The sequence below is a fragment of the Microlunatus phosphovorus NM-1 genome (assembly GCF_000270245.1).
Classification (GTDB): domain Bacteria; phylum Actinomycetota; class Actinomycetes; order Propionibacteriales; family Propionibacteriaceae; genus Microlunatus; species Microlunatus phosphovorus.
Genome location: NC_015635.1, coordinates 5,488,705 through 5,511,917 on the forward strand (window position 1 = coordinate 5,488,705; position 23,213 = coordinate 5,511,917).

Below are 23,213 nucleotides of genomic sequence, written 5' to 3' on the forward strand. Positions count from 1 at the left end.
GTCGCGTCGTCTGCAGATGGAGCGACTCCTACGAACCCGAGCGACTTCGCGTCATGGAACGGGGCACGACGGTGGGCACGGGGCGCTTGGGGTCGACACCGTCACCGTGCGGCACCCCTCGAATCCCCTTGCCCAGCCAGGGTCCGAGATAGCGGCGGATCCAGTCCACGTCGGAGGCGAGCTGTTGATGGAACTGCCGCCGGGCCGGCTCGTCGTCCAGCGGCTCGGCCCAGGACTCGTCGGCACCGTCGATCCCCAGCCGCCAGGCGAGGGCAGCCGCCGTACGTTGATGGCCGAGCTCGTTGCCGTGCAGCCGGTCCTCGAACCACAACCGCGGATCCTCGGCGATCGGGTAGTTCTGGAAGTCCATCACCAAGACCCCGTAGCGCTCGGCCTCCGCCCGCACGATGTCGTTGAACCGGAACATCCGGTCCTTCAGATGCTTGCCGAACGGGTTGATCGAGGTCGGATCCGGCAGGGTGAAGGTCAGCACGGTGCAGTCGTGGGCGCGCGCCTCGCCATACATGGCGGCCAGGTCGGCGCGCATCGTGTCGAGATCCCAGCCGACCGCGATGAGGTCGTTGCCGCCGCCGAAGATGGTCATCAGGTCCGGCTGCAGCGCAATCGCGTCATCGAACTGGCGGTTGCGGATCTCGTTGAGCCGGAGGCTGCGAACGGCCAGGTTGGCGTACTCCAACGGCTCATCCTGGGCGTCAGCGACCAGCTGCGCGAGCCGGTCGGCCCAGCCTCGGTAGCCGCCCTGCCCGTCCGGGTCGACCAGACCCTCCGTACTCGAGTCTCCGATCGCGACGTAGCGGTGAAAGATAGGCACTACTCGATTGTTGCTCGGCGTCGAAAGCTCCGAGTTCAGGGGTGACGTACCTTGACAGACCGGATCGGACGCTGGTCGGTGTTGCGCTGATCGTGGCGATGGCTGGACGGAAGCTCGGACAGCGTCGGGAAGATCGCCAGCAGCGCGACGACCAGCATGCCGACGACGGCGATGCCGGTGACGACGAACTGTGTGATGTCCATGTGTCAAGAATGCATCGCAAGTCCATGAAATAGATCACACTTTCCTTTGAACTCACTGTGCGGACGCTCAGCTACCGGTTGGTCGGGTCTACAGGCCGGGCTGGATCGCTCCGTGTGGGCTGACTTTGGTAGACACGGGTTCGTGTCCACGAAAGCCGAGACCATCGCCAGCCACTCGACCGCAGTCCTCTCGTTCAGCCAGCAGCTATGGGAGTCCGGAGCAGCCACGTACGCCGAGATCCTGCGCCATCCGTTCCTCACCGGGCTGACCGACGGGACGCTCAGCAAGGACGCCTTTCGCTATTTCGTGATCCAGGACAGTCACTATCTCCGCGCCTACGCCCGCGCGCTGTCGCTGGTGTCGGCCCGGGCGACCGACCCGGAGGCCGTGGCGCTGTTCGCGGGCCACGCCTCGGACGCGATCGCGGTGGAGAAGGAACTGCACGTCAGTCTGCTGCACGGGCTCGGGCTCACCGCGGCGGCCGTCGACGCCGCCGGCTCGGGACCGACGACCACCGCGTACGCCTCATATCTGCTGGGCGTCTGCGCGACCGGTACGTATGCGGAGGCTCTCGCCGCGGTCTTGCCCTGCTATTGGGTCTATCGCGATGTCGGCCGGGAGCTGCTGACACGTTCCTCCCCGGACCCGCTGTATGCGCAGTGGATCGCCAGCTACGGCTCACCCGAGTTCGACGCCGTGGTCGAGTCCGTCCTGGCCGTCACCGACGGACTCGGCAGCGACATCGGCCCCTCGGAGCGGGTCCGCTGCCACGAGCACTTCGCGGTCACGACCCGCTATGAGTGGATGTTCTGGGACGCTGCCTACCAGCAGTTGAGCTGGCCGATCTGAGCTGGCGAGCTAGGCCGCGCCGGACTCCGCGGCGCTGAGCTCGGCTGCCAGCTTCTCGATCTCGGCCGGGCGGACCCGGCAGCAGCCGCCGACCAGCCGGGCACCGTCCGCGAGCCAGCCGGCGATCTCACCGGCGAGCAGCGACCCGTCGCCGTACCAGGACTTGTGGACGGCGTCCCACTCCTCGCCGCTATTCGGATAGACCACCACCGGCTTCCCCGAGGACCGGGCGGCGGTCGCCACCAGATCCCGGGCATCCCCGGGCGGCAGGCAGTTGACGCCGACCGCTATGACCTCCGCGACGTCGGCCGCCATCGCGAACGCTTCCGCAACCGGCTCGCCGGCTCGGGTGGTCGTCGCGGAGGCGCAGGTCAGCGACAGCCAGCTCGGCACCCCACTGCCGTCGATATCGCGCAGCAGCGCCTCGACCTCCGCCAGGCAGGGGATGGTCTCGATCGCCAAGACGTCGGCCCCGGCCTCCGCCAGCACCGTCAGTCGCGGCCGGTGCCACTGCTGAAGCTCGGTGACAGTCTTGCCATACGTACCGCGGAACTCAGAACCGTCGGCGAGCGTCGCCCCGTAGGGGCCGACCGAGGCAGCCACCCAGGTCTGGTCCGGGTCGACGGCCGCCTCCCGGGCCGCCGACGCCACGGCCACACTCCGCCGAAGCATGGTCTCGGCAGCCGCCCGGTCGACGCCGACGGCGGCCAGTCCTTCGAAGGAGAGCTGGTAGGAGCCGCTGATCGCCACCTGGGCCCCCGCCGCGAAGAACCGCCGGTGGGCTGCCTCGACGACCTCGGGCGCGTCCAGCAGCAGCTGACCCGACCACAGAATCCCGGTCACATCGCAGCCGCTCGACTCCAGCTCAGTGCCCAGTCCGCCATCCATCAGCACCGGGCCCGCCGCGATCGCGGCAGCCAGTGACCTTCTCCGTCCGGTCACGAAGTCACCGCCTCAGGAGGTCGCTGCCGACGGCTGCTCGTCGGCGGCGGGTGGCTCGGCACGGGTCGCCGAGGTCGGCTTCTTCTTCTTCAGCGCGGTCCCGGGTGGCGGGCCGGAGGAGAACAGCAGGCGTACCCACCGGTGCTGCGGCTGGGAGTCGACGAACAGCGCCCGGATCAGCAATGTCATCGGAATCGCCAGGATGGCACCGAGGCCGCCGAGCAGGAAGGTCCACACGATCAGGGCGAGGAAGGTGAGTGTGGTGTTGAGCTGGACGCGGTCACCGACGACCTTCGGCTGAATCAGGGTCTGCACCACCACGTTCAGCACCGAGTAGCCGATCACGATGATCACCGCCGTCTCCCAGCCGATGAGCAGCCAGGCGACCAGCGCCGGAGGCACCAGACCCAGCACGAAGCCGATGTTGGGAATGAAGTTGGTCACGAAGGCCAGCAACGCCCACAGCCAGGCGTACGGGATGTCGAGGGCGAGCAGCAGGATCCAGTCGAGGACGGCCACGATGGCACCGAAGGTCGCTGCGACCGCGAAATAGCTGCGCGTCGAGATGCCTAGATTCGCCAAGGCCCGACCGGTCGCCGGGCGCATCCGGACGACCAGGCGCAGCCGGGCGGAGAAGTCCGCGGCGTCCAGGGCCATGAAGAACACCAAGGCCGCCAGGAAGGCCAACATGGTCAGCACCGACGCAGACACCGACAACAGGGTGCTCGCCAGGTTCACCAGCCGGGCCGGCGAGATGATGGTGAAGATCTGCTGCACGTTGGTCGGATCGACCCCGAACTGAGCGGCGACCTGCGCAGCCAACCGAGCCACTTCGGTGAACTTGTCACCGTTCTCGGCCACGATCATCGCGAATCGGGCGAGCGCCAGATAAACGCAGACGCCGAGAAAGACGATCACGCCATAGACCAGCAGCATGCTGAGCACGATGGTGACACCCCTGGGGACTCGCCGCCGCTCCAACTCGGCCATCAGCGGTCGGAAGATCATCATCAGGAAGAAGGCCAGCAACACCGGGGCGATGATGGCGGCGGTCATCTTCATCGCCGCGCACACGATCACGATGCCGGCCAGCGTCAGCACCACGGTCGGGACCGAGGTCGTGGAACGCTGCTCGGGTTTGTAGCGGGGGTTCGAAGACGTGGCCATCGACCGACCTTTCCAGATGTCCGGGTGGCAGCGCGAATCCAGCCCGCCTGCTCAGAGCATCACCGTATCGGCATAGACCAGCCGCGGCACCAGCGACGGCCCGGCACCAACGGCGACCGGGTCACCGTCCAGCAGTTCATGCTCCTCGACCAGCACCCGCCAGGCCGTCTGTCGCGGATCGTCCTCCTCCTCGGCGATGGCCGTGCCCGGCCTACGCAGTCCAGGCCCATCGGGCAGTCGTACCGATCCGGTCCAGGTCGCCCGGTAGCCACCCGACTCGTCGACGCTGACCGCGAGCAGCAGGGCGGTGGTGACGGTCTGCCAGTCCAGATCACCGCAGCCGGCGGGCCGCGTCTGCACACTGGCCCGGACGGTCCGGGTCTGCTGCAGTCGCATCGCCCGGATGGCAGCGCCGCCGGTCGGACTGTCGGCACCCAGCTGGTCACCCGGCACCTCCGGCGGCACCTCGGGCAAGCGGAGCCAGTTGACCACCCCGGTCAGCGTCACCTGGATCTGCTCGGTGTCAGGTCGGCCCACCGTCAACGTCCGGGTCGGCAGCGGCTGCACCCAGCTGGTCAGCGCGACCGGCGACAGCGAGCAGCCGTCGATCGAGTGTGGCTGGTAGCGCGCCACCGCGAGCCGCAGGAACGGCCACAGCGCCGGGGTCTCCTGGACGGCGACGTCGACGAACCAGCGACCGGAGTCGGTGTCGTACTCCGGCTGATAGCCCAAGACTCGCACCGCCGGCCGACCACGTGCGTCGCGCAGCGGCACCGACTCCGCAACGGTGACCGGGCAGCCGGGCACTCGGCGCCAGCCGCGGTCCCGGCTGCCGAGCGGCCGGCCCCCCAGCGGCGGGCTGATGCCGAGCAGGCTGTCGGTGCCTCCATCGGCCAGATCCTGCAGCAGCTGGTCGAGCCCGAGCAGCGGTGGCACGGTGGGATCGTTGGTCGCGGCGCCGCGGCGCACGATCGGATCGGCGGCCCACAGACTGGTCGCCCCGTCCGGCGCCTGCTGAGCCTTGGGCTTCGATTCCATTCGGCCGGTGGCGGGATTGCGGACCCATTCGTTGGTGTCGAAGACGCAGACGCCGAGCAGCTCGCCGTCGCCGGAGGAGAACCAGGGCCGAGCCAGCCAGACCCGTACGCCGGAGCGTCGCACTTGCCGCCAGGCGAACGGGTCCCCCGGCTCCGGACCGGATTCCCACTGCAGCAGCGGCACCGCATCGAGCACCACCGGAGCCGCCGGGCGGGCCGAGGACAAGATGTCGAGCACCACCTGCTCACCGGCCGGCGGGTCGGTGGGAATCTGCTCGGGAGCGAAGTACTCCGCGTATCGAGTGCTCCCGGCCGGCAGGTAACTGACTCGCCGATAGTGGGTGTCGGCGAAGGTCTGCAGCGCCCGGTGGAAGCCGAGTCCACCGAGCTCGCCCGCGTACGGGCCGAACGGCTGGGCGTCGTAGAGAAAGAGCACGCCGGTACGCTGCCGCTCCCCGACTGCGGAGCGCACCACGACATCCGATTTGCTGACCTGCTCCGGACCGGCCGTGGTGGGATCGTCCACCTGTTCGGTCCAGGTCGCGGTGACCGTGAGCAGATCGGTGCTCGGTCCGTGCACGTCCACCAGTCCGCTGAGCAGCGCCACCCCACGGCCGGGCGGTCGTTGCGCCACGGCGAGCCCACGGAGCTGTGGCGGGATCACCGGCACTGGTACCGCATGCACCAGCCGCAGGTCGGTGGCCGGCGTCAGCCACCAGCACCAGCCCGAGGACGCGGCGCGGGTCAGCGCGACCATCGCGGACAGCTCGTCGGGGGTGTAGCCGTCGGCTGGGTCGACGACACTGGCCAGCTGCGAGCGCCACAGACCGAATCGGTCCAACTCTTGGGCGTCGACGCTGCTCGCCAGCGCCACCCGGACCTGCTCGCCGGGCGGCAGAGTGACGACCACCTCGTGTCCGTTGACCTGCGCGTCGAGCTCGGTTCCCGGCTGGACGACCAGCCGCAGCGGCTGTCGAGTCGGCCAGTCGCCGGGGTAGGGCACGCTGACCGCCTGCAGCGCACGCGGCTCCGGCAGTTGGTGCGGGTCTCCTGCTTCATAGAAGACGAGTGAGACACCTTGGGCGTACGGGTCGGGCAGATAGGGCAACCGGAGGGCATCGGTGTCGTGGATGACGTATTGGCCCTCGCCGATCGGTCTCCCCCGGTCCTCGGCGATCTGCTCCAGCGTGGCCCGGTGCGGCGAACCGGTGTCCGCGCCCGGGCGGTCGACCAGCGCTATCCCCGGCTGCTCGACGCTCGCGCGGGCATCGGCCAGGCTGGGCGCCTGTTGATCGAGCAGCGTGCCGCGCTCGGCCAGCGCGACGGCATAGAGACGGCTGATCTCGGCGGCATCGCCGGTGCCGATCGCGGTGTCGAACCGGCCGGCCGCCTCGGCCTCCAGCTGGGTCGACTTGGGTGGGGCGAGATGGCGCTCCGATGTCGACCTGGTGTCGGTGTCTGGTCCCTCGCCGATACCGGTCCGGACCACCAGCACTGCCGGCTGTTCACCAGTACCGAGCTGCTGACGCGGCACCAGGGCGGGCGGCGGCACCGGCTCCCACCGCAGATAGGGCCGCGGAGTGGTCACGGTCGGCCGGGCCAGAGCCCGGACCTCGTCGGACAGCGCGAGATCGTCCTGACGGGCCAGCTCGGCGAACTGGTCGGCATCGATCTTCAACTGAGGGCGTACCCGCGGCACGTCCCGCGCCGCGACCAGCACGTCGGTGGCCTCCCGCAGCCGGTCGAGCTGACGTTGCGCGCCGGAACGTACCGGGCGGCCGGCAGCGGCCCGGTCCACCAGCGTCCGCAGAGTCTCGTCCAGCTCGGGCGAGCCGGTGAGCAGCTCTGCGGGCAGCCGCTGCCCGGGTCCCTCGGGCTGCTCGGCCCTCCGTAGCCGCTCGATCGCCAGGTCACGTTGGCGCGCGGCGACGCCCGAGCTGTCCCGTTGGCGGTACTGCTCCCGCAGTCGGTCTAGATGCTGCCGGGCGCGGTCGCGGGCCTCAGCGTCCAGCCGTGGATCCACCGGCAGCGGCCTGCGCGGAGCCGGTGGCACCGAGTTGCCGGCCAGGTCGACCGCCAGCACCCGGAAGCTGTACGAGGTCCCGTACCGCAGCCGCGGCAGTGAGCCCGGCTCCACCCTCGTCTGGGTCTGTGCACCGTCGATGGGCTGGTCGGGCGGGGTCTGCACCACCTGCTCGGTCTTGCCGTCGGGACCCGGTGGGGAGACGTGCACGATGGTCAGTCCAGGCCGCGGTGCCGAGAGGCTCCAACCGTCCCAACCGGCCACCACCTCGTGGACGTAGTAGTCCTCGGTCGGTGCATCGGGTACGCGGTTGAGCGCCGAGAGCTGCAGGAATCCGACATCGGGGTCGTCGTCCAGGATCGGCACGCCAGCCGGCTGACCGGTGACGGTGACCCGCCGCCGGTGCAGGCTGTGCCATTGCCGGGTCTTGTCGTCCCACACCTCGACCCGGATGCCGCGGACCAGGTCATCGAGCAGCAGTTCGCGGGTGCCATCGTCCGCTGCCAGAGTCTCGGCCTGCTGGACCCGGGCCCGCAGTTCACCCGCCCGACCGGCCCGGGCAAGTGCGAAGCCGGTCGAGCGTACGGTGCCCGGCGCGGAGGTCGCGGGATCACCGTTGGCCTCACTGGCGTACTGGCGGAGCAGGTTGCGATGATACTGATCCAGCTTCAGACCGGAGGCGTCCGGATCCGCGTCCAGCACCACCCACTCCTGGTCGCCGAGCGGCAACGCACCTCCCACCCAGGCGTCGCTGGAGCGGGCGGCGAACACGGTGTCGCGGACCTCGACGGCGGTGCGGCGCGGCGGCAGCACCTCCAGATCCGGGTGGGTGGAGGTGATGGTCACGCTCACCCAGGTCGCCCCGGCGAGTGCCGCGCGGGCCTCGGCCGCATCCATCCCGTCGATGACGACATCGAGGGCAAGCCCGAGCCGACGCAACAGCGCGGGTGTGGCGCCGAAGGAGGCGAGCTTGGCGTGCACGTCGTGCTCGGGTCGGTCCGGCCGCGGTGGCGGGCTCGCATCGGGATCGAAGTCCGGCGGCGGATCGGGCTGTGGATGCTCGGGCCGTTCGTAGTAGCGGCGCATGGCGTGTGCATCGGCGATCAACTGAAGTGTGGGGTCGCGGAGGGGGCCACCGCCCACCAGCCGATCCAGTTGCCGGGTGAGGCGGGCGTCGGCATCGCGATCGTCGAGCAGCTGCTGGATCGGTGACACCACGTCGGAGATCTCGCTGTCGTAGGGCGTCAGCGGCGGCAGTTCCCGGTCATGGCGCCGGTCGCTCTCCCAGTCGGGCGGCTCGGTGAGCGGACCCAGCGTGGCCAGCCCCTGCCGTACGCGTTGCGCGACCACCGTCGCAAACCGGCGGGCGCGTTGGTCGGCGCCCGCCAGCAGCACCCGTCCTGGCCCGTTCGGGTCGAGCTCGGCCAACCTGGTAAGCAGATCCTCGGCGAGCGGGTTCCCGGCCAGCCGGGGCCGGGCGGCCGGCGCGGCCGTGATCGCGGCCAGCTGCAGATCGACGGCGTGGTCACTCATCCGGCTGGCCGGGTTGGTCCGCCAGGTCTTCTCTGACAGCTTCGGGCTTGGGAAGGGCGCGACCAGCGTGTGATCGGGCAGCACCGCCGCCCACGCTTCGGGAGTCGCGAGCGGCGAGACGATCCGCAACGGCAACTCGGCGGCCGGGTTCAGCGAGGTGGTCAGACTCAGCGAGCACCCGGCCAGGGTGGTGAGCCAATCGGCCGCGGCCGGGTAGTCCGACAGCTGCACACCGTCCCCGGCCAGCTTGTGCGTGAGGAACACCGTCAGCTGGAACGGGGCGTGGTCGGCGAGCGAGTACGGCAGCGCGGTCGCCAAAATCGTTGTGGTCACGGGGTCACCTCCGCGGGGACGGGAGCGAAGGCGTCGCAATAGAGCGCCCAGTCGGCGTTCAGGCCATCGGTCTCCGACGGCGGCATGATCTCCTTCAGGGTCGGGTCACCCTTGGAGCCGGCCAGCTTCCGCTCCACCGAGATCTCCACCGAGGCGGAGAAGAACAGCACCTCGACCTCGACCACCAAGGACGCCCGGCCGATCAGCTTGCCGGTCTCGAAGTGGTAGGTGAGCGAGAGCTCCAGCGTGATCGAGGCGCTGATCAACCCGAGCACGTCGACCTCACCGCGGATCCGGAAGTAGGCGGTCAGCAGCCCCTTGTCCGACTCCAGCCGCAGATAGACCCCGACCGCGATGGACACCGAGCCGGAGGCAACGCCCAGGTCCACCGACAGGCACGCACAGGCCTCCAGGCCGAGTTCCAGCAGCACCAGACCCTTGGGTGAGGCCCGCAGCGCCAGCCAACCACCACCGCCGATGCACATGACGGTGAGCCGGAACGGCGAATCCTTGCTGCAGAAGTGGAATCCGACCGTGAGCGCATCGCCCAGGAACGGCACTCGGGCATCGGCACCGAGCGAGATGTTCTCCAGGCTGAACACGCCCACCGACACATTCGGTAGGGTCAAGTCGAAGCCCGCGGTCACGCCCCCGGGCGCCACGTCGACGTACGGCGGGTCGGCGAAGCCGTCGAACGGGATCAGCTCCCGCAGCCGGTCGACGAAGGAGAGCGGACCGAGGAAGCCGATGCCGCCGAAGACGACGTCGACCTCCGCCTTGCCGGCCGAGCCGGCGCGGAACCCGATCCGGCGGAACATCAGCTTCATCAGCCCGCCGGAACCGGTGCCGATCAGATTGAGGTCGAAGTCGACGATCTCGGCCAGGATGTCGACGGCCGGCGGCGCGCTCGCCGAGGCCCGGACCTCGACGTCGAGGTGCAGCGGGTGATCGCTGTGCGGGAAGAAGATGTTCGGTACGCCGGACAGCCCCCACGGTTTGATCTTGGGTCGCCAGGACAGCTGGGCGGTGACCTGGCCGCCGGCGAGACCCTGCAGCAGCCGCGCCAACCCGGCGGCATCCGAGGCGAGTTCGGTCAGCGTCTTGAGCGTTTGGACCGGCTTGCTGAGCGCGGAGCGGACCGCCGCCGGCACCCCGGGAAGTCCGATGGCGGTCAGCAGTGGGTCCAGATCGCCGGCCAAGGCGACGGCGGCCGCGCTGACGGCCTCGGGCTGGTCGGGCAGGTTGTGAACCGCGGCGATCAGCGCGTCGGCGTGCGATGTCAGGGCCGTGGTCTGCGCGTCGAGGGCATCCTTGGCTTGCTGCGCGATGGCCTTCGCTCCGTCGTGGGCTCCGTCGGCGACCTCGGCGGCCAGCCGTTGCTGCGCCTCCTCGAGCGCCGCCTTCAACCGCTGGGCTTCGGTCAGCAGCTTGGTGACGGCGTCCAGCGCGTCGGAGACGAAGGCCGGTGCCTCGTCGAGCCCCGCGGCCTCGAGCAGTTCCAGCAGACTGAACAAGCCGAACAGCTTGGGCATCGCGGCGCCGAGGAAGGCGGTCGGATCGAAGGTGCCGGTCTGCAGCGGTGAGCCTCCGGTGCCCTTGTCCCCCACCGCGCCGAGGCCGCGCGAGACGGCGTTGACCACCAGATTCGGTGCCACGAAGCCGCCCGAGCGGTCGGAGCCGGAGGTGAAGTCCACGGCCGGCGGAGAACTGGCGAGGGACAAGATCAGCTCGCCGGCGTTCGGATGGCCCGGACCGGGCTTGGTATCGATCGTCCGGCTCGGCAGCCCGTGGTCGAGATAGGGCTTGGCCAGCACCAGATCGACCGCCGGCGCCTGCGGTGCGAGGTGTCGCATCGAGGGCAGCACCGCGCGCACCTGCTTCAGACGCGGCCGCGAGGTGATGTTCGCCGCATCCAGGTCGCCGGTGAAGATCAAGTGAGTGGTCTCCACGGCGGTGTCGCCGGCCTCGACCGGCGGGGCGACCGACAGGGTCTGACCGCGGCCCGGGATCTGCTGCACAGCCTCGTACAGCCCGGGCGCCTGGTCCCCGTTGATCAGCATCGGACGCCGCAGCCGCAAGCTCATTCCGGCCTGGACGAAGACCAGCGGCGCCGCCCAGGTCCGGACCTCCCCGGCCCGGTCCACCGTCGTCAGGGTGAAGGTGAAGGGCGTGCCGGCACGACGCGGGATGAAGGGGCTCTGGTCGCCGTCCTCGGCCGGCACGTCGAGGTCGGGGGTGACCAGCGGACTGAGGGTCACCTGGGCGAACGGATTGTCGCGATCGGCGCCGTACCCGCGGGTCGGTTGCCGCACGATGATGAACCAGCGCTGCCACAGATAGGCGATCGGCCGGTCGCGGTGTTTGATCTCCCGCTCGCTGATCTTGACCAGGTAGGCGCGGTGCCCGAACGGGAACAGGAAGCCCGGGTAGACGACTCGGACGTAGCCGTCGCGACCCATGAAGGCCTGATGCCGGTAGTCGACGATGCTGGCCGGCAGCTCCCAGGACTGCTTCCAGTCCAGCCAGGCGCCGAGGCTGGACAGCGCCAGGTTGCTGACCAGCAGCGGCTTGTCGGCGTTGGCGGCGAGACCGCCGTGGGTCTGCGCCACGATCGCGGTCCGATCGGAGGAGATCAGCGGCTGGGTGAAGCCCGGTGGCGGGCTGTCCTTGTCGGCGTTCCAGAGGCCACGGACGATGCGCTGCTTCTCGTCGGTGTCGTCCAGGGTGCCGTCGTCCCGGCGTACGGTCAGGTGGCTGCGCCACAACTCGGTCCGGTCCGGAGCCGGCCCGACCGGTGTCGGGGAGTGGCGGAAGGCGTTCTGGCTGCTGGGCGAGACGATCAGGTGGTACGGCGCCTCGATCGCGGTCTCGTCGGCGGCCGGTGGACGTGGGCCGCCGCTGCCACTGGATTCACCCGCGGGCGTGGCATTGGCCGCGACCCGGAGCCGGAGGGTGGGCAGCGCGGTCAGGATCGAGCCGAGGTCGTAGTCGATCCGGGTGCCGTCGGGGATCTCGTACGCCAACCGGGTCGGCCCGGCCGCGACGTGACCCGAGGGTCCGCTCGGCACAGGTGGCGGCGGGATGGCGCCGGCCTGCCAGACCTGCTCACCGAGATGCTGCGGCGGAAAGTGCACGATCAGCAGGGCATCCGGACCGGCCACCAGTTCGGCGCCATTCTCGGTCGGCTCGAGGTGACAGCCCGGCGCCTCCAGGCGGAGGTCGATCAGGTCGCGTACCCGCAGCAACCGAACATCGACCTGAGACTCTCTGTCACGTGGATCCGGCTCACCCATCTGACATCGCCCCCCGGTTACAAAGGTCTACTCCGCGCAAGAGCCGCGCGCTAGGGGGCGAGTACGGCCGAATGGGCAGACTACGGGGCAGCAGATTGCCCGATCGGGCAGGAAGAGGTCAGCGATGCGTCAGGAATACAGCCAGCCGGTCTTGGCGTAGTAGTAGTTTCCGGCGGCCGTCTTGAGTCGGAAGGTGAAGGACTGCCGGGTGTCGCTGCGTACCGTGATCTTCTCTTCGAAGGCGTACTTGGTGCCGAGCGAGTAGTAGTCGAACCCGGTCTGACAGTTCCACTTCTTCGTCTTCGTGACGTACTTGCAGCTCGCTCCGCTCAGCCAGACGGTCCGCTGGTATTCGCTGCCGACGTACAGGCAGTAGATGCCCCCTTCGGGGACCCGCCACACCTGCATCGTGGCGTAGTCGAGCACCTTGCCGTCGCGTTTGAAGGACACCGTCTTGACCCGGACCAGATCACCCCGAGCGCAGGTCTCCGTCGCGGTCGAGGCAGCGGCTGTGGTGGTCAGCGGGTTGATCGCGATCGTCGACGCCAGCAGCGCCAACACGGCAACGATCACGGCGACGGTGCGGCGGGTCCAGACGCGCATGAGGTCGATCCTTTCGAACGGCGGCCTCCTCGGCCTGACCCGGCGTACGGGTATGGCGGCCCATCATCGCAGGGCGGGAGTCAGTCCGGCGACCCGGCGCTGTCGCGAGCTTGGACGAAGGCGGCGACGCACCGGCGGATCTGGTCCTCGGCGTGAGCTGCGGACAGCTGCACCCGAATGCGGGCCGCGCCGCGCGGCACCACCGGGAAGCTGAACGCCGTGACATAGACCCCGTGGCGCTGCATCTCGGCGGCGATCCGGGCGGTGAGCGCAGCATCGCCGAACATGACAGGGATGATCGGGTGCTCTCCAGGCAGCAAGTCAAAGCCCTCGGCCTCCATCAGCGACCGGAAGAGCCTTGCGTTGCTCTGCAGCCGCTGGCGCAGTTCGCCGGAGCCCTCGATCAGGTCCAGCGCAGCCAGGGTGCCGGCCACGATGGCCGGGGCAAGCGTGTTGGAGAACAGGTATGGCCGGGATCGCTGCCGCAGCAACTGCACGATCTCCCGATGTGAGGAGACGTAGCCACCAGAGGCGCCGCCGAGCGCCTTGCCGAAGGTGCCGGTGTAGACGTCGACCCGATCGGAGACCCCGCACAGCTCCGGCGTACCGGCGCCGTGCTCGCCGATGAACCCGACGGCGTGGGAGTCGTCGACCAGCACCAAGGCGTCATAACGATCGGCGAGGTCGCAGATCTCCGCCAGCGGCGCGATGTAGCCGTCCATGGAAAAGACCCCGTCGGTGACAATCACTCGGAACCGGGCATCGGCGGCGAGTTGGAGTTGGCTTTCGAGGTCGGCCAGGTCACGGTTCCGGTAGCGGAATCGGCGTGCCTTGGACAGCCGGATGCCGTCGATCAGGGAGGCGTGGTTCAAGGCGTCGGAGATGATCGCGTCCTCGGGTCCGAACAAGGTCTCGAAGACTCCCCCGTTGGCGTCGAAGCAGGAGGAGAACAGGATCGTGTCCTCGGTGCCCAGGAAGCTCGACACGCGCCGTTCCAGTTCCAGGTGCTGATCCTGGGTGCCGCAGATGAACCGTACGCTGGCCAGCCCGTAGCCCCACTCGTCGAGCGCCTGTTTAGCCGCTGCGACCAGCCGGGGGTCGTCGGCCAGACCCAGGTAGTTGTTGGCGCAGAAGTTGAGCACTCGGTTACCTGCGACGTCGACCTCGGTGCCCTGCGGGCCGGCGATCCCCCGTTCCCGCTTCAGCAACCCCGCGCCTTCGATGCCGGCGAGCTCGGCTTCGAGGTGGTCCTTGAGTGCCCCGTACATCACAACTCCGTCCAGTCGAGAATGATCTTGCCCGTGCCCGCGGCAGCCGCCGCGGCGAAGCCGGATTCCCAGTCGGCGGCAGGGATCCGGCGAGTGATGATGGAGCCGATGTCTTCGCGCAGCTGGGCGCTGGTCTGCAGCATCGCGCCCATCGCGTTCCAGGTTTCGAACATCTCCCGACCGTAGATGCCGCGGATAGTCAGCATGTGAGTGACCACCTTGCCCAAGTCGATCGGGAACGGCTGACTCGGCAGACCGAGAATGGCGATCCGTCCACCGTGGTGCATGTTGTCGATCATGTCCGGCAGTGCACTCGCCGAGCCGCTCATCTCCAGACCGACGTCGAAGCCCTCGCGCATGCCCAGCTGACGCTGGGCGTCGCTGACCCGGCCGGTGGAGACGTCGATGACCGCGTCCGCGCCAAGGCGCCGCGCCATTGCCAGCCGTGGCTGGCTCACGTCGGTGGCGACGACGAACCGGGCGCCGACGTGCCGCGCGATGGCGATGGCCATCAGGCCGATCGGGCCGCAGCCGGTGATCAAGACATCCTCGCCTGCCAAGCGGTACGCCAGCGTGGTGTGCACGGCGTTGCCGAGCGGATCAAAGATCGCTCCGAGATCGGGATCGATGTCGGCGTGATGGACCCAGACGTTGCTGGCGGGCAGCGACAGATACTCGGCGAACGCTCCGTCGCGCTGGAGCCCCAGGCCGACGGTGCGGATGCACATCTGGCGGCGACCGGCCCGGCAGTTGCGACAGGTGCCGCAGACGATGTGGCCCTCGCCGGAGACGCGGTCGCCGACGGCGACGTCATGGACCAACGGCCCGACCTCGACCACCTCGCCGTAGAACTCATGACCTGGGATCAGCGGCGTAGTCACCGCCGACGCAGCCCAGTCGTCCCAACGCTGGATGTGCAGATCGGTGCCGCAGATACCGGTCCGATGGACGCGGATGATCACCTCGTCGGGACCGGCGACAGGGTCGGGGCGGTCCACGAGTGCCAGCCCTGGCTCCGGAGTCGGCTTGAAGAGCGCCTTCACAACCACCAGTAGACGACCGGGCTTTGGTGAAGATCAAGCGCATCTTTCTGTACTGTTATGTAAGTAAATGCTTCACAGTAAGGCGGCGGCGAGATGGAGATCCACCAACTACAGATTCTGCGGGAGCTGGGTGCGCTGGGGAGCGTTTCTGCGGTAGCAGAGGCGCTCGAGGTCAGTCCGTCAGCGGTCTCACAGCATCTGGCGTCACTGCAACGCGGGTTCCAGACTCCGCTCACCCGCAAGCAGGGCCGCACCTTGGTCCTCACCGAGGCTGGGGCGGTGCTCGCAGCGGCCGGGGTAAGCGTGGTCGACGCGATGGCCGCCGCTCGGACAGCCGTCGAGGAGTTCGAGCAGACCAGGGTGGGCAAGGTGACGGTGAGTGGGTTTCACAGCGCCGGTCAGGCCCTGTTCGGTGGTCTGATCCGCGACTTGGCTGCCCATCCGCCTGGACCGGAACTGTACTTCAGCGACGAGGACGTTGCGCAGGACGACTTCCCGCGCCTGACCGCTCGCTATGACCTGGTGCTGGCGCATCGGCTGGAGCACAGTCCGCCCTGGCCGACCACTGGATTGCGGGTGGTCCCGCTGCTCAGCGAGCCCTTGGACGTCGCCCTCGCTGCCGACCATCCGCTGGCCGAGCGAACCACCTTGACCTCGGTGGATGTCGCCGGCGAACGGTGGGTGACGAGCAGGCACGGCTACTCCCCCGACGATGTCTTGGATGCGGTCGCCGCGGTTGCCAACCGCAGCCTCGAGGTGGTGCACCGGATCAACGACTATGGAGCCGCATCGGCGGTGGTCGCCGCCGGCGACGTCATCTGTCTGTTGCCCCGCTTCACCTCGCCCGCCGCTCACGACGATCGGATCGTGCTGCGTCCACTGACCGACGTCGCCGCCGCACGCAGCATCGACGTACTCGCTCGACCGGAGACACTGCGGCGCCGCTCCGTACGCCTGGTCGTCGCCGCGCTGCGTCGCGTCGTCGGCGACCTCACCCAGGGGCAATGTCACGGTGGTTCGGGTGGTCGGCTGCGGTAGTGGTGTCCGGTGGGGGTGGTGATCTCAACAGTGTGGCTGTCGGTGTCGACGACTCGGACTGTCCAGCCGGGGAGTTCGCGGATGTAGTTGCCGCGTTCACACACCCCACGCCCATTCATCCCGGTGGTGGGTCCGCCGTCGGCATGCCGGTGGATGTGATCGAGATGCCGGATCGGCGCCCCACAATGCGGATCCGTGCAGATTCGGTCGCGGCAGCGGATCAAGTGGGCCAGCCAACTGCTGAACCGACGCTTGCGCTTGTCCGCATCGACGATCAACTGTCCGCCATCACCGGTGGGGCGGGTGAACAGCCGGCGCCACCAACAGCGTGCTTCGGCGTCTTTGATCAGGTCACGGATCAGATCGGCGGGGAGCAGGTCGTGGCCGATGATCTCCGTCGGTCGCTGATCACCCGGATCAAGGAGTGTGCCCAACGGCATGATCAGCCCGACCTCGAACCCGGTGTCCTCCGCCTTCTCCTGCCCGGTCAACCGGGCGACCAGCGTGTCAGCCATGATCTGGCCTTTGCTCCGTTGATCACCGGCCGCTTTCGCCGATTTGGCGGCGGCGTCGAGGGCGGCGTAGCAGGCGACGCCTTGCTCCACCGGCAGCAGGCCGGTGAGCAGACTCATCGTGTCCGGCGCCGGCCGCAACGTCACCCGGCGGTCCTTGCGCGCTTTCCTCGCTCGTTCGGTCGCGGCGGCCGGATCCGCCTCATAGGCGAGTCGCTTCGCCGTGGTTTCGGCTTGCCGGGATCCCATCGACCCCAGGTCCTGACCGGCCAACTCGGCGTCGAGTCGGCTGCGGGTGGGACGGTCGAGGTGGGAGAACTGGCCGACGATCAGCCGGGCGGTCCAGCCACCGATCTCCCCAGTGGCCAACAGATCCAGAGTGTGGGGCATGTCCAACACCAGATCCCTGGCCATATTCAACCGGCGCGATCCCTCGGTGGGCGACACTTTGCAGGCCAGCGCGATTTGGTCGGCGATCCCGCTGCCGATCTTGCTCGGATGCACCCCGAGCCGCATCTGTTCGGTGGACTGGGATTGCGCGAAGGCGACCATCTCCACGGCTTTGACGGCTTCGAGACTGGCTTGGAGGCGTTCGCACACCGCAATCCGATCAATCCGGGCCGCATCCGACATCAGACCCTGATCCACGCCACGCGCCGAGACGAGACGGTGTAGCCAGTCCAACATCTCATCCAACCGAACCGTCACATCATCAGCCGCGGCAGCCGTCGGCGCATCCTCGGCGGCAGCGGCATCGTCGGGCGCGGCAGGATCGGGCAGGACGGTGTCGGGCAGGTCAGTCTCCTCGCCTGCCTCCAACACCGCCGCTGCACTCATACCCATGACGGTAGACGGGACCACTGACACTTTCGGCTCTACGTTCGATCAGAATGGCCCATATGACCTGAGAATTCGCTATGAGATTCGACTTCGCAGGGGCTGCTGTACAGATCCGGCCACGAGCTCCCTGCCGGCCCGCGCATCTGACGCCCACGGGCCACAAACGACCGCGGGCCAGGCGTGCGCCGCGTACGTCTTGCGCCCACGGGCCAAGAACGATCGTGAACCTCGCGTGCACCGCGTACGCCTTGCGCCCAGGGGCCACGAGCGATCGCAGACTCGACGCCAGCTTCGTACGCCTCGCGCCGCCGGGCTGAGGAAATGTAGGGCGCCCTTCATCGTGGGCAGGGCCCACGACGGTACCGATCCACACCCACTTGACCAGCCGATTTGGCGGCGTGACGATATATCCGGTCAAGGTGGGGGCAATGGCTGAATCCGCTGCACGATCGACCGGTCGAATCTTCATCAGCTACCGGCGAGATGAGGCCGCGTATCCGGCCGGCTGGCTCTACGACCGACTCGCAGGTCAGTACGGCAGCGCGCAGGTCTTCAAGGACATCGATTCGATCAAGCCGGGCGACGACTTCGTCCACGTGATCACCAGGGCGGTCGCATCCTGCGACGTGCTGCTGGCGTTGATCGGGGCCCAGTGGGCTCACTGCCACCAATGAGCAGGGGCGGCGGCGCCTCGATGACCCCGAGGACTTCGTCCGGCTGGAGATCGAGGCGGCGATGTCGCGCGACGTGCCAACCTCCGGCGAAACGGCCCGACTCGCGGTGGCCGAGGGCGATCCGGTGAAGCGGGCCAACCGGCGCCGAACGGTCCGCCGTGCCTTGATGATCGGTGGGCCGCTGGCGGCGCTTCTGGTGAGCTACCTGACCATCCAGTTCCTCGTACCGGCACTCACGGCGTCCCCAGGCAACGGTGACACGCAATCGTCCGTAACCGGCGAGATCACCGAAGACGCACCGTGGCGACTCGTCATTCGCGATGATGGGGCCAGCGCCCGGCTGCGTGATCACGCTGGTCAACAGTGACACCCAAGAGACCTGGTCCAACGGGTACGAGGTGGACTTGCATGGCAACCAGCGGTGCGAGCTCGCGCTGCACGACGTCGCCACGGGAGCGGTCCCGGACGTCGGCGAACTGAACGACGAGCGGCACAGCCTCACGCTGGATCCTCGGGATTCACTCCTTGTCTACCTCGACAATGGCACCTGCGCCGTCGAGGTCACCCCGGGCTGACGGGTGCCACCGAGATCAGCACGACACCGAGGTCTCGGACCTGCGCCAGGAGCCCATGCAACGCCGCCTGATCGGTGATCGGCCCGGTGAGCGTCGAGGTGCCGTCGTCGTTGTGACGGACGGTCAGGTCAGCCAGCCAATCTGCCCAATGACCGTCGAGATGACCCTGGACGCGGAACTCGTAGACCGGGCCCCTGGTGCTCATCGGACGGCTCCGACTGTCGCTCCAGCCCGATCGGAACGACGTACGCGCTGACGTCGGATCACCCATTCGGCAACCGCGAGGTTGACGATCCAGGCGGCACCCTTCGCCAGATCACCGGCAAGCACACCGGTGCCGAAGACAAGGCCACCCACTCCTTCGGTGACCACCTGGGTGCCCGCGCCTAGCGCAAGCGCGTACGCACGGATCATCCAGGCGCGATGGCGCGCGACGTCACGGCGGCGGATCGCGAGGAAGCCCTGGACGAGACAGACCGCCATCGCAGGTGCAACGACGAGCCGAACAACGAAGAGCACTCGACCAGTGCCGGGTGGGGCCTCGTAGAACAATGTCAGCCATAGGGCGGAGGCGACCACGAGGAAGCCGGTCACGACCAGTATCCGTCCGGCACGACGATGCCAGTTGCGATGCCGCCGCCGGAACCGCGGCACGAACTGGAACGCCCCGACGAGAGCAAAGACCGCGGAGCCGCCGATGTGCAACACGAGGGCGGTCGGGAACGCGTCGAACCGTGGATCAGCCGGTCGGACCGCAGGACCACCGGCGAGCTGGATCAGCCGGAGTGCCCCGGCCGTCAGCGGGATCACGCTGAGCACGATCAGGCCGACCGCGACAGACCACCCGCTCCGGCCATCCGGCCGAGGACGGGCCGGACGGTGAATGGGCTCCCGGATGATCATCTGACGGCTGCCTGCTCGGTCGCATCCACGACAGGCTCCGGGTCGGCCGTCGTACGGCTGCTTCGGTAGAGCGAGATCCCGAGGCCGATCAGGGCGACGCCTACCGGCACCGCGAACGGGCGGCTGAACGACTCGGGCAGCGCGGACAGCGCCAAGGCGGACACGGTGCCGACGGCGAAGAGCGCCGACGCCCAACGAGCGAGGATGCCGGCCCGGAAGAGAGCAATGCCAAAGAGCAGGCCACCCAGCGAGTAGCCGATACCGGTGACCAGGAACAGCTCTTGGATATGGCCGATGTCGCCGCTCGGGCTGCCGCCCATCGCCGCATCGAGATAGTCCTGGACGTAGCCGGGGCTGGTGCGCGCCACGACCGGAAGGACGTAGCCGACGATGCACTGGTTCGCGAACATCGCCAGATAGCCGGTGCTCACCAGTACGTAGCCGATGACGCCGAGCGGACCGAATCGGCGCCGGTTGTGCAGGAACATGCCAGCGAATCCGGCCAACGCCAGGACTGCCATCAGGGCCTTCGCCGTCTCGCGGACCACGAACTCGGTGGTGACGACCTGAGCGACCTCGGCCGGCGGATGGTTGATCTGAACGCCGATGTAGATAGCGCCCGCGACGGCGGCGCAGAGCCCGGCCGCAGCGGTGATGCGGTTGATGGTGAGGGTCATGTCGGACTCCTTGGTTCTCGGCCAGCCGGAGGTTCCCCGGTCTTGCTCGAGACGTTAGGAATCGATGTGGTGAGGGCACATCACCAAGTGATGTGATTGAGGTGGTGATTGGGCCGTGGTGGGCCGCCCAGGGCAACAGTTGGTCAGAGCAGACCGAGGTCCCTGGCCCGACCGACTGCGGCGCGGCGGGTGTTCACGTCGAGCTTGGTGAAGATGTGCTTGGTGTGGGTACGCAGGGTGTTCACCGACACGAACAGGTGCCGCGCGATCTCCGGACCGGTCAGTTCGGTCGCCAGCAAGTGCAGGACCTCGAGCTCCCGCTCACTGAGGACCGCGTCAGGAGGCGATGCTGCCGCCGCGGACACGGGCTCCGGCGCTGGTGGCGCGCCTACCAGCAGCGCCTGGGCGCAAGCCCTTACGTCGTCCGCTCCCACACTCGTGATCTCGGCAAGCAGGTCGGTCACCGCTGGCCCTTCGTCCAGGAACAGTCGGCGGTATCCGGCGGGCACCGCGCTGCTGAGTGCCGCGCTGAGGTCGGCGATCGCAGCGTTGGCATCGCCAGTCGCCCGCCAAGCAAGCGCTCGGACCAGGCGTGCCTCGGTCAGATTGCCATCGCGCCCGGCTCTCTTTGCAGCCTGGATGACCCGCTCCAGCAGCCCGATCGCCTCGGTGGCTGAGCCTTCGGCAACCAGCAGCCGGGCGAGGGTGAGATGGTCGTATTCGGTGAGGTACGCGGGTTCGCCCACCGAATCCAGCCCACGCTCTCGTGCCCAGGCGCGGGCGTTCTCGAGCCGACCCTGGGCGATGTTCACGCGGGCCCGGGTGGCTGCGATCGGCCGGACATCCGGGAAGTACCCGGGCAAGGACAACGGCTCGGCGCGGTCGAGCATCGCTATCGCGCCATCCAGGTCGCCCCGAGCGCGCAGCAGACCGGCCGACGCCGTGTACCAGCGATGCCGGTTCTCCGGCAGCGATGCCTGCTCACCGAGCTCGCGGGCGATCTCCAGGTGCAGCGCGGCCGCATCGAGCTCGCCCTGCTCGCGGAGGATGTCTGCCAGACCCACGTGCAGGTCGCCGACCGTAGCCAGGGGCGGGCCAGGATGCCTGTCGGCAGCGGCGAGTGCCCGCTCATAGAGTCGTCGCGCCTCCATCGGTCGACCGAGATCCAGCGACAGACTGGCGAGCACGACCGTGGCACCCAACTCGTCGGCGATCATGCCGGCCGCGCGCAGACTCGCGACCGCTGCACTGAAAGTGTCAACGGCGGCGACCAGGTCGCCGGCCGCCCACGCCGCAAGACCCAGGAAACCGGCCGCCGCGCCCCGCGAGAAATGATCCGTCGGTCCGGCCACGTCGAGTGCCCGCTGGGCATGCCTGACTGTGCCGTCGACATCACCGCGCGCCTGAGCGACGGAGGCCCGATAGACCGCGATCATTGCCGGCAACTCGCGTACCTCGTTGTCGCGGGCCTTGACCGCCTCAACGAGCGGAACCGCCGCCGTCAACCCGGCGGCGATCCCTCGCGGACTGGCGAGCGCGGCCTCCGCATCGTCCAGCCATGGCTCGACTCCCTCATGGTCACCGGCGGCCAACCGACTCCATCCCATGGACGTCGCGAGCAGCGGCCGTCGGCGCACCATGTCCTCGGGCAGCGCCGAGAGCCACTCCACGATGGTGCGGTCCTGTCGACCGCGACGGAGACCGGACAGGGAGAGTTCAACCAGGTCGGCGGCATACTCATGGTCCCCGGCAGCGACGGCGTGCCTGATGGCGTCGGCCAGCAGCCCGTGCCCGGCGAGCCACTGACCAGCAGCTTCGTGGAGAATGCCGAGGCGGTCGGGGTGCCGACTGGCGAGCCTGGCACGCAATGCCTCGGCGAAGAGGTGGTGATAGCGATACCAGCGGTGCTCGTCGTCGAGCGGAATCACGAACACGTTCTCCCTCGCCAGCTTCTCGAGCTGCTCGCGCGCGTCGACTCGGCCAGTGACCGCGTCGCACAGTGGCGCCGTCAGCTCACGCAGCACCGAGGTGTCGAGCAGGAAGGCGCGGACCTCCTCGGACTGGCGATCGAGGACCTCCTCCATCAGATAGTCGAGTACGAAGCGGTGGCTGCCCGCGAAGGCTGCCACGAACGCGGCCCCGTCTTCGCGGTCACGTATCGACAACGCCGCAAGCTGCAGACCCGCAGCCCAGCCTTCGGTCCGCTCGCCCAGCGCTTTGACATCAGCCGGGGCCAGGGCCAGGCCCAACACCTGGTTGAGCAGGGTTTCGACCTCATCGGTCGTGAACCGCAGGTCAGCCGCCCGCAACTCGACCAGGCAGGCGTTGCTGCGCAGCCTCGCGAGAGGAAACGGTGGGTCGGACCGGGTCGCCATGGCGATCCGGAGCTGCCGAGGCATGTGGTCGAGCAGGAAGGTCAGCGCTCGGTGGACCGCCGGCGCGGTGATCACGTGGTAGTCGTCGAGCACCAGGACGGTCGGCCCGGCGTACGTGTCGAGATCATTGACCACGCTGGTCAGAACCAACTCGGCGGGCACCTCCGGCGTCTCGTCCACCATCACTTGTGCATCCAGGCCGAGGTCGCGGTGGGTGGTCCGCAGGGCCGCGATCAGGTGGGTCAGGAACCGCCGAATATCGTTGTCGCCAGCGTCGAGCGAGAGCCAGGCGAGGTTGCGCTCACCCGCTTCGGGACGAGTCAGCCATTGGGTGAGCACCGTCGTCTTGCCGAACCCGGCAGCAGCCGAGACCAGGATCAGCCGCGTCGCATCGTGTTCGGCGGCAGCCAAGAGGTCGTGCAGACGCGGCCTGGGCACCAGGTCGGCACGCAGCTCGGGTACGTGGAGCTTCGTGGCCAGGACCGGCATGGC

General features: G+C 68.6%; 19 protein-coding genes. 5 read left to right on the forward strand and 14 right to left on the reverse strand.

The features are described 5' to 3' along the window. Positions 1–28 precede the first annotated feature (28 nt). Positions 29–832 carry an SGNH/GDSL hydrolase family protein gene (locus tag MLP_RS24875; RefSeq protein WP_013865989.1) on the reverse strand — a complete coding sequence of 268 codons (804 nt, stop codon included), beginning with the start codon at positions 830–832 and terminating at the stop codon, positions 29–31. 35 nt (positions 833–867) lie between these two features. Then, the gene (locus MLP_RS28400; RefSeq protein WP_013865990.1) at positions 868–1,035 is read right to left on the reverse strand and encodes a hypothetical protein; all 168 of its coding nucleotides are present in this window, start codon (positions 1,033–1,035) and stop codon (positions 868–870) included. A gap of 142 nt (positions 1,036–1,177) precedes the next feature. Here MLP_RS28400 and tenA point away from each other — a divergent pair, with 142 nt between their 5' ends. Further along, positions 1,178–1,885: a thiaminase II gene (gene tenA / locus MLP_RS24880; protein WP_013865991.1), complete on the forward strand. Its 708-nt coding sequence runs from the start codon at positions 1,178–1,180 to the stop codon at positions 1,883–1,885. 9 nt (positions 1,886–1,894) lie between these two features. Here tenA and mmuM read toward each other — a convergent pair whose 3' ends face one another. The 7 genes from mmuM to tdh all read right to left on the reverse strand — a co-directional run bounded on the left by mmuM (position 1,895) and on the right by tdh (position 15,127). Next, on the reverse strand, positions 1,895–2,827 hold the full coding sequence (mmuM, locus tag MLP_RS24885; protein ID WP_013865992.1) for a homocysteine S-methyltransferase: 933 nt from the start codon (positions 2,825–2,827) through the stop codon (positions 1,895–1,897). A gap of 12 nt (positions 2,828–2,839) precedes the next feature. Continuing rightward, a complete protein-coding gene (locus MLP_RS24890; protein ID WP_013865993.1) occupies positions 2,840–3,994 on the reverse strand; it encodes an AI-2E family transporter in 1,155 nt (384 codons plus the stop codon). A 51-nt stretch (positions 3,995–4,045) separates the two neighbouring features. Further along, on the reverse strand, positions 4,046–8,920 hold the full coding sequence (locus MLP_RS24895; RefSeq protein ID WP_013865994.1) for a hypothetical protein: 4,875 nt from the start codon (positions 8,918–8,920) through the stop codon (positions 4,046–4,048). Beyond that, on the reverse strand, positions 8,917–12,213 hold the full coding sequence (locus tag MLP_RS24900; protein WP_013865995.1) for a hypothetical protein: 3,297 nt from the start codon (positions 12,211–12,213) through the stop codon (positions 8,917–8,919). The genes MLP_RS24895 and MLP_RS24900 overlap by 4 nt, the downstream gene beginning before the upstream one ends. Before the next feature lie 129 nt (positions 12,214–12,342). After that, positions 12,343–12,816: a hypothetical protein gene (locus MLP_RS24905; RefSeq protein WP_013865996.1), complete on the reverse strand. Its 474-nt coding sequence runs from the start codon at positions 12,814–12,816 to the stop codon at positions 12,343–12,345. Between the two features lie 80 nt (positions 12,817–12,896). Continuing rightward, a complete protein-coding gene (locus tag MLP_RS24910; protein WP_013865997.1) occupies positions 12,897–14,084 on the reverse strand; it encodes a glycine C-acetyltransferase in 1,188 nt (395 codons plus the stop codon). Continuing rightward, the gene (gene tdh, locus MLP_RS24915) at positions 14,084–15,127 is read right to left on the reverse strand and encodes an L-threonine 3-dehydrogenase (protein WP_041790594.1); all 1,044 of its coding nucleotides are present in this window, start codon (positions 15,125–15,127) and stop codon (positions 14,084–14,086) included. Before tdh ends, MLP_RS24910 begins: the two co-directional genes overlap by 1 nt. Positions 15,128–15,220: 93 nt before the next feature. On the opposite strand from tdh, the gene MLP_RS24920 reads away from it, so the two are divergent. Beyond that, on the forward strand, positions 15,221–16,165 hold the full coding sequence (locus MLP_RS24920; protein WP_013865999.1) for a LysR family transcriptional regulator: 945 nt from the start codon (positions 15,221–15,223) through the stop codon (positions 16,163–16,165). Here MLP_RS24920 and MLP_RS24925 read toward each other — a convergent pair. Then, a complete protein-coding gene (locus tag MLP_RS24925) occupies positions 16,135–17,544 on the reverse strand; it encodes a DUF222 domain-containing protein (RefSeq protein ID WP_013866000.1) in 1,410 nt (469 codons plus the stop codon). The two genes, MLP_RS24920 and MLP_RS24925, sit on opposite strands and share 31 nt — an antisense overlap. Positions 17,545–17,945: 401 nt before the next feature. Between MLP_RS24925 and MLP_RS24930 the strand changes: the two genes are divergently transcribed. From MLP_RS24930 to MLP_RS24940, 3 genes are all read left to right on the forward strand, one after another. Continuing rightward, positions 17,946–18,191 (forward strand): toll/interleukin-1 receptor domain-containing protein, encoded by a 246-nt coding sequence (locus tag MLP_RS24930; protein ID WP_013866001.1) that lies wholly within the window; start codon positions 17,946–17,948, stop codon positions 18,189–18,191. Between the two features lie 61 nt (positions 18,192–18,252). Continuing rightward, positions 18,253–18,558, forward strand: a complete 306-nt coding sequence (locus MLP_RS24935; RefSeq protein WP_013866002.1) for a hypothetical protein — start codon at positions 18,253–18,255, stop codon at positions 18,556–18,558. Next, positions 18,536–18,766: a hypothetical protein gene (locus tag MLP_RS24940; RefSeq protein ID WP_041790597.1), complete on the forward strand. Its 231-nt coding sequence runs from the start codon at positions 18,536–18,538 to the stop codon at positions 18,764–18,766. The genes MLP_RS24935 and MLP_RS24940 overlap by 23 nt, the downstream gene beginning before the upstream one ends. Here the strand turns inward: MLP_RS24940 and MLP_RS24945 are convergent. From MLP_RS24945 to MLP_RS24960, 4 genes are all read right to left on the reverse strand, one after another. Continuing rightward, positions 18,753–18,971, reverse strand: a complete 219-nt coding sequence (locus tag MLP_RS24945) for a hypothetical protein (protein ID WP_013866004.1) — start codon at positions 18,969–18,971, stop codon at positions 18,753–18,755. The two genes, MLP_RS24940 and MLP_RS24945, sit on opposite strands and share 14 nt — an antisense overlap. Next, positions 18,968–19,669 (reverse strand): DUF2306 domain-containing protein, encoded by a 702-nt coding sequence (locus MLP_RS24950; RefSeq protein WP_013866005.1) that lies wholly within the window; start codon positions 19,667–19,669, stop codon positions 18,968–18,970. The genes MLP_RS24945 and MLP_RS24950 overlap by 4 nt, the downstream gene beginning before the upstream one ends. Further along, complete coding sequence (locus MLP_RS24955) at positions 19,666–20,346, reverse strand: hypothetical protein (protein ID WP_013866006.1); 681 nt, start codon at positions 20,344–20,346, stop codon at positions 19,666–19,668. The genes MLP_RS24950 and MLP_RS24955 overlap by 4 nt, the downstream gene beginning before the upstream one ends. 143 nt (positions 20,347–20,489) lie before the next feature. After that, positions 20,490–23,210, reverse strand: coding sequence for a LuxR C-terminal-related transcriptional regulator (locus MLP_RS24960; protein ID WP_013866007.1), 2,721 nt, complete (start codon positions 23,208–23,210; stop codon positions 20,490–20,492). Positions 23,211–23,213: the final 3 nt, after the last annotated feature.